Below are 6843 nucleotides of genomic sequence, written 5' to 3'. Positions count from 1 at the left end.
GGGTTGCACGGGCCGCTCGGGTGCCGACGGTTCCGGGGCCGGTCGCTCCTGCCGAGGACGGTCCTGGCGGGGTCGCTCGGGTGCCGGCCAATCCTGGCGCGGCCGTTCGGGTGCCGGCCGTTGCTGTCGAGGCGGTGCCGGGGCCTCCGGCGTGGGCGGTTCGGGAGCCTGGCGCCCGGCCACCCGGCGTCCGGTCTGACCGCTCCGGGAACCACGGGCGGGGGCAGCGGGCGGGGCGGGAGCCGGTGCGAGAGGCGGGGCGGGAGGCGGGGCGGGCGACGGCTCGCGCTCGATCGGAGCCATCACGGCAGTCTCCTCGACGCCTGAGGCTGCCCGTCGAGGCTCGGGACGGCGGTCCGCCTGACGCCCGGGCCGAGCGCCGGGCTGCACGGGCGGAGCGGGCTGTCGAACCGACTGCTGGGGGTCGGCGTATGCGGACCGCTCATCGAGCTCGCCATACTCGTCATAGCCGGCCGGGTCGTAGCCAGTCGCGTCATAGCCAGCAGCGTCGTAGCCGGCCTCGTTGTAGGCGGCCCCGTCGTAACCGGCCCCGTCGTAACCGGCTGCGTCATAGCCGGCCTCGTCGTAGCCGTAGCCGTCCCCCGCGACGTACTGATCGCCGTAGCCGTCGTCATACCCGTAGGCGTCCTCGACTCCGCGATCGTCGACGTGGGCACGCTGTTCCTTGAGCCGCCGGATCAGCAGGTAGGTCCCCGCGATCGCGGCGAGCCAGATCCCGAAGAGCCCGATGACGCCCGGGATGTCGCCTCCGAGGAAGAAGGACGCGGGCGAGACCAGGAAGAGGATCCAGACGATCAGACCGGCCGCGCCGGCGTAGAGGTGGATCTTCGGTGGCAGCTGGTCGGGGTGCGCCTGGGGCTGCAGGAGATGCGGCTTGAGATAGGTGAGCGCGAGGATCCCCGCGACCAGGATGGTCACGAGGTAGACGAGTACGGCAGCGATGCTCACGGCAGCGATTCTGTCCTAGACGTCGGGCGAGCCCGAATCGGGCTCGGGCGTGGGTGTTGTGTGTTCACCGGCTCCGTGCTCGGAGCCGGGGTCCTCGGCAACGGTCGTCTCGCGCCATTCTGCCTCCTCGGAGAGCCTCGCGATCAGTGCGTCCACCTCATCCATCCGGTAGCCCCGAAAGGCCACCGAGAAACGTACGTTGCGCAGGTCGGCCGCTCCGACCATGCGATCGCGGGGCACGAGAGCGTCCGGCCGATCGCCGTACTCCTCCCCCATCGGCGCACCCGTTCCAGCGGCGACGAGCCCCACTCCTCCGAGAGCCAGCACGATCAGTGCCGCGAAGATCCAGCCCATCCTTCAGCCACGCGCCTTCAACATCAGCTCGACCGCCTCGTCCACGTCGTCGGTCAGGGTGATCATGTCCAGGTCGCTCTGCTTGATCCGGCCGTCGGCCAGCATCGTGTCGCGCATCCAGTCGATCAGCCCCTGCCAGTGCTTCACGCCCATGAGCACGACCGGGAACTGGGTGATCTTCTTGGTCTGGGAGAGCGTCATCGCCTCGAAGAGCTCGTCCATCGTGCCGAGGCCGCCGGGCATGACGACGTAGCCCTGGGAGTACTTGACGAACATCATCTTGCGCACGAAGAAGTAGCGGAAGTTGAGCCCGAAGCTGACGTAGTCGTTGAGCCTGGCCTCGAACGGCAGCTCGATGCCGAGGCCGATCGACTCCCCGCCCGCCTCCGTGGCGCCCTTGTTGGCGGCCTCCATCGTGCCCGGGCCGCCGCCGGTGATCACCACGAACCCGGCCTCCGCCAGCCTCCGGCCGATGATCTCGGCCTGGGCGTACATCGGGTGGTCCTTCGGCGTCCGTGCCGACCCGAACACGCTGATCGCCGGGCCGATCTCGGAGAGGTCGTTGAACCCTTCCACGAACTCGGCCTGGATCTTCATGACCCGCCACGGGTCGGTGTGGACCCAGTCGCCGTGGCCGGAGCTGTCGAGCAGTCGCTGGTCGGTGGTGCTGCCGGCCGGACGCCCCTTGGTGGGGCGCGGGCCGGAGCCGCTGCGTCGGGTCATGCGGTCAACCAATCACGAAGGGCCTGCTCGCAGCTGGTGATCTCGGAGATCCTCACGTGCTCGTCGGCCTTGTGGGCGTACATCGGGTCACCTGGACCATAGTTGACCGCGGGTATGCCGAGAACCGTGAACCGTGCCACATCGGTCCAGCCGAACTTGGGTCCGACCTCACCGCCGACCGCCTCGATGAACGCCTTGGCCGCCGGACGGTCGAGCCCGGGCAGCGCGCCGGGGGCGGTGTCGGTGAGGGTGATGTCGTAGCCGTCGAAGAACTCGGTGACGTACGCCAGCGCCTCCTCCTCGCTCCGGTCCGGGGCGAAGCGGTGGTTGACGGTCACCACGCACTCGTCGGGGACGACGTTGCCGGCCACTCCCCCGGAGACGAAGACGGCGTTGAGGCCCTCGTGATACTCGAGCCCGTCGATGACCGGCTTGCGCGGGACGTACGACTCCAGTCGCCGCAGCACCTCGCCGGCCTTGTGGATCGCGTTGACCCCTCGCCAGGAGCGGGCACTGTGCGAACGCTCGCCGGCGGTGCGCACCTCGACCCTCAGCGTGCCCTGGCAGCCGGCCTCGACGCCCGCGTTCGAGGGCTCCATCAGGATCGCGAAGTCGCCGCGCAGCAGGTCGGGCTCGCTCGCCGCCAGCTTGCCGAGGCCGTTGTGGATCGCCTCGATCTCCTCGGCGTCGTAGAAGACGTACGTCACGTCGCGGTTGGGATTCTCGAGGGTCGCGGCGAGCTTGAGGATGACCGCGTCGCCGGACTTCATGTCGCAGGCGCCGAGGCCGTGCAGGATGCCGGTCGCCTCGTCCAGACGGCTCGGGAAGTTGTCGTTGACCGGGACGGTGTCCAGGTGACCGGCGATGACGATGCGCTCGGGCCGGCCGAGGTCGGTGCGCGCGATGACCGAGTTGCCCCGCCGCTCGACGACGAGATGGTCGTACGCGGTCAGCGCCTGCTCCACGGCATCGGCGAGCACTCTCTCGTCGAGGCTCACCGAGTTGATGTCCATCAGCTGCCGGGTCAGGGTCACCACATCGGTGGTCAGGTCGAGCGTCGCCATGGCTCTAGTCAATCAGGGGACCGTTCGGCGGCATGACCGAGGACGCCGTCGATGATCCGGGCGAGCCCGTAGTCGAGCTCGCTGGCGGGGTCCGAGGCTGCCTGGTAGGCCTCGCCGGCGGCGGTGCCGACCCGGTTGGCCAGCGGGTAGCTGCTGCCCGCCATGACCTCGTCCAGCGTCTCGTAGTTGGCTTCCCACCACTGCGACTCGGTCATTCCGGTGACCTGCTCGGCGCGGCGCTTCATGTGCTCGCTGCGAGCGATGTAGGCAGCGAACCCGACGAGGACCGCCACCGTCTGGTCCATCTCCAGGTCGCTCAGACCAAGGCCGTCGATGGCCTGCAGCTGCCACTCGTAGCGGTCGCTCATGTTGGGCCCCAGCCAGGGACGTACGTCCTGCACCTCCAGCAGCCATGGATGGGATCGAAGCTCGTCGTGCTGGAGGTTGGCGACCAGCTCGAGGCGCCCGCGCGGGTCGTCGGGCAGCGCCGGCAGCTCGACGCGGCCGATCACCTGGTCGACCATCAGCACCAGCAGCGCGCCCCGGTTGGGGACGTAGGTATAGAGCGTCATCGCGCCCAGGCCGAAGCGCTGGGCGATCGCGCGCATCGTCACGGCGCCCAGGCCCTCGGTGTCGGCGACGTCGATGGCCGCGTCGACGATCTCGTCGACGCTCACCTTCTGCTTGGGCCCCCGTTTGGGCTTCGGCTCCACAGGGGCTCCGGACCGATGGCGCCACAGCAGGCGCAGGGACGGGTCTGACTGGTCTGGCTGGTCCGGCACGCCGTTCATCGTAACCCTCCCGCGAATAATTTCGTACAACGTACGGAACAAATGCTACAGTCGCTCCGTTGAGATATTCGTACATCGTACGAAATTGGAGGAATGTGTATGCCGAACGACTCGAAGCCGGTGCCGCCGCGCTGGCTGAAGCCGATGAACAAGGTCTTCATGACGCTGTCCCGGACCGGGCTCGGGATGAAGGAGCTGCCGGTGCTCACCGTTCCGGGCCGCACGAGCGGCAAACCCCGCAGCACCCCGCTCTCCGTGCTGGACCTGGATGGACAGCGCTACCTTCTCGAGGGCTTTCCGGGCGCCGACTGGGCCCGCAACGTACGTGCCGCCTCCGGCCGCGCCAGCCTCCGGATCGGGACCAGGACCGATGATGTGCACCTCGTGGAGGTCGAGCGCGAGGAGGCTCTGAAGGTGCTCCGGGTGTGGCCGGAGCGCCTCGCCGACGGGGCGAAGATCATGCTCGACGCCGGCGTGGTCACCGACCTGTCGCCGGAGGCCTTCGAGGCCGTCGCCGGGCGGTGCGGCGTGTTCCGGATCGAGGCGGGCCGATGACCTCGACCCCGCTCGCCGCCCGCGGCGTACGCAAGCGCTACCGCGACACCCAGGCGCTCGACGGCCTCGATCTGGAGGTCTCCCCCGGCACCGTGCATGCCCTCCTCGGGCCCAACGGCGCCGGGAAGTCCACCGCGGTGAACGTCTTCGCGACCCTGACCCGGCCCGACGCCGGCGAGGTGAGCGTCGGCGGCCACGACGTCGTACGCCATCCCGCTCGGGTCCGCTCCGCGATCGGGCTGGTCGGCCAGAGCTCAGCCGTCGACGAGGCCCTCCACGGCCGGGAGAACCTGGTCATGTTCGGCCGTCTCCACGGGTTGTCCAAGGCCGATGCCGTACGCCGCGCCGCCGAGCTCCTCGACGCCTTCGGCCTCACCAAGGCCGGCGACCGAAAGGTCTCGGGCTACTCCGGCGGGATGCGACGCCGTCTCGACATCGCGGCCGGCCTGGTCATCCGCCCGCAGATCCTGTTCCTCGACGAGCCGACCACCGGGTTGGACCCGCGCGCTCGGCACGAGGTCTGGGAGATGGTGCGGAAGGTGGTCGCCGACGGGACGACGGTGCTGCTCACCACGCAGTACCTCGACGAGGCCGACCAGCTCGCCGGCATGGTCACCGTGCTGGGCGCGGGCAGGGTGATCGCCGAGGGCACCCCATCGGATCTCAAGAGCAGCCTGGGCGGCGATCGAGTGATCATCACCGCAGCCGGCCCGGCGGACCTCGCTCGGATGACCGAGGCCCTCGGCACCGCGGCCACCGAGGACCCCGAGCGCCTCGAGGTCACCGTCGAGGCCGGCCCTGCCGGCGGCGGCGCCGCCGTCGTCGAGGTGGTACGCACCCTCGACGCCGCCGGGATCACGGTCGACGACGTGCTGCTGCGCAGACCGACCCTGGACGAGGTGTTCCTCCAGCTGACCGCACCCGACCACCGCCACGATCCCGAAGGAGCCGCCCGATGACCGCACTGACCTCGACCCTGCGACAGACGTGGGTGATCACTCTTCGCGACCTCAAGCACTGGCAGCGCGAGCCGTGGGGACCGGTGTTCGGCATCCTGTTCGCGGTCATGATGCTGCTGATCTTCGGCTACCTGTTCGGCGGTGCGATCGAGATGCCGGGCGGCGGGACGTACCTGCCCTATCTTCTGCCCGGAGTGCTCGCGCTGACGATGATGTTCGGCATCGACGGCACCATGGCCGTGGTCACCGAGGATACCAAGCGCGGCGTCACCAACCGGTTCCGGTCGCTGCCGATGAGCAGCATCGCGGTCCCGCTCGGGCGGGCGGTCGCCGACCTGGGCAACTCGACTGTGCAGCTGGGCGTCCTGATGCTCGGCGGGCTGCTGATCGGGTGGCGGATCGAGGGCTCGTTCCTGGAGGCGCTCGCGGCCGTCGGGCTGCTGCTCTGGCTCCGGCTGGCGATGCTGTGGCTGGGCATCTTCCTCGGCATGACCCTGCGGATGGAGGGTGCTCTGACGATGGTGCAGGTGCTCGTGTGGCCGCTGGGGTTCTGCTCCAGTCTGTTCGTCTCACCCGAGACGATGCCCGGCTGGCTCGGCTTCCTGGCGGCGTGGAACCCGGTCTCGGCGACCGCCACCGCCGCCCGCGACCTCTTCGGCAACCCGACCGGCATCACCTCCGGCCTGCTCGCCGACCAGGCGGTGCTCCTCGCCCTGGCCTGGCCCGCGGTCCTGCTGGCGATCTTCGTACCGCTGTCCATGCGCGCATTCCGGCGCCTCGGCTGAACTTTTTTCGAGAGGACTGTCGGATCGGTGCCGGGCCGTTCGTGGAGTAGTTGAGAAGCGGCCGCACGGGCCGCGACAAACACCCCGAAACGAGAGGCACGATCATGAGCACCAGCACCTTCACCCAGACCACGACCGCCACCGACCACGGTCAGTTCGCAGCCCGGATGCCGGTCTGGCTCGTCAGCATCACCGCCGTCGTCGTCGGCGCCCTGGTCACCGGCGTCTACGAGTTCGTCACTCGGGCGATCGGCGTGCCGTTCAACGTCGCCTTCCCCGGCGCCGAGCCGGCCGCGATCCCCGCAACCGGGCTCGCCTGGGCCGTCGCCGAGCTCGGCCTGATCGGCGTCATCGTCGCCGTCTGCCTGGCTCGCTTCGCGAAGCGGCCCCGTTCCACCTGGAAGCGCACCACCTGGACCCTGACCGCGATCTCGTGCATCCCGAGCCTGATCGCCAACACGGACTCCTTCGCCACCAACATCATGCTGGTGGTCTCCCACCTCATCGCCGCCGCGGTCATCATCCCGGTCGTCGCGGCCCGCCTGGCGGAGCGGAACCCGCGCCGCGCCTGATACGTCCCCAGGCCGCCGAGTCGGCTCAAACTGAACAAAACTCCCGCCGAGTCGGCTCGTCATGACGAGCC

Annotated in this window: 8 protein-coding genes and 1 pseudogene; 4 read left to right on the top strand and 5 right to left on the bottom strand. The window is 69.5% G+C overall.

The features are described from left to right. The 5 genes and pseudogenes from ACRDPS_RS09350 to ACRDPS_RS09330 all read right to left on the bottom strand — a co-directional run. Positions 1-969: pseudogene (locus tag ACRDPS_RS09350) on the bottom strand (hypothetical protein); the annotation flags it as partial. Between the two features lie 15 nt (positions 970-984). Further along, positions 985-1323: a DivIVA domain-containing protein gene (locus ACRDPS_RS09345; protein ID WP_431501355.1), complete on the bottom strand. Its 339-nt coding sequence runs from the start codon at positions 1321-1323 to the stop codon at positions 985-987. Positions 1324-1326: 3 nt separating this feature from the next. After that, positions 1327-2046, bottom strand: coding sequence for a TIGR00730 family Rossman fold protein (locus ACRDPS_RS09340; protein ID WP_431501354.1), 720 nt, complete (start codon positions 2044-2046; stop codon positions 1327-1329). After that, positions 2043-3110, bottom strand: coding sequence for a succinyl-diaminopimelate desuccinylase (gene dapE / locus ACRDPS_RS09335; protein ID WP_431501353.1), 1068 nt, complete (start codon positions 3108-3110; stop codon positions 2043-2045). Before dapE ends, ACRDPS_RS09340 begins: the two co-directional genes overlap by 4 nt. 8 nt (positions 3111-3118) lie before the next feature. Further along, the gene (locus tag ACRDPS_RS09330) at positions 3119-3892 is read right to left on the bottom strand and encodes a TetR/AcrR family transcriptional regulator (protein ID WP_431501352.1); all 774 of its coding nucleotides are present in this window, start codon (positions 3890-3892) and stop codon (positions 3119-3121) included. Positions 3893-4000: 108 nt separating this feature from the next. Between ACRDPS_RS09330 and ACRDPS_RS09325 the strand changes: the two genes are divergently transcribed. The 4 genes from ACRDPS_RS09325 to ACRDPS_RS09310 all read left to right on the top strand — a co-directional run bounded on the left by ACRDPS_RS09325 (position 4001) and on the right by ACRDPS_RS09310 (position 6772). Next, positions 4001-4456, top strand: coding sequence for a nitroreductase/quinone reductase family protein (locus ACRDPS_RS09325; protein ID WP_431501351.1), 456 nt, complete (start codon positions 4001-4003; stop codon positions 4454-4456). Then, on the top strand, positions 4453-5415 hold the full coding sequence (locus ACRDPS_RS09320; protein WP_431501350.1) for an ATP-binding cassette domain-containing protein: 963 nt from the start codon (positions 4453-4455) through the stop codon (positions 5413-5415). The genes ACRDPS_RS09325 and ACRDPS_RS09320 overlap by 4 nt, the downstream gene beginning before the upstream one ends. Continuing rightward, on the top strand, positions 5412-6200 hold the full coding sequence (locus ACRDPS_RS09315) for an ABC transporter permease (RefSeq protein ID WP_431501349.1): 789 nt from the start codon (positions 5412-5414) through the stop codon (positions 6198-6200). The genes ACRDPS_RS09320 and ACRDPS_RS09315 overlap by 4 nt, the downstream gene beginning before the upstream one ends. Positions 6201-6304: 104 nt before the next feature. After that, positions 6305-6772: a DUF6069 family protein gene (locus ACRDPS_RS09310; RefSeq protein ID WP_431501348.1), complete on the top strand. Its 468-nt coding sequence runs from the start codon at positions 6305-6307 to the stop codon at positions 6770-6772. The last annotated feature ends 71 nt before the right edge of the window (positions 6773-6843 follow it).

The sequence above is a fragment of the Nocardioides sp. genome (genome assembly GCF_050699375.1).
Classification (GTDB): domain Bacteria; phylum Actinomycetota; class Actinomycetes; order Propionibacteriales; family Nocardioidaceae; genus Nocardioides.
This window is presented reverse-complemented; position numbering and strand designations above follow the sequence as displayed.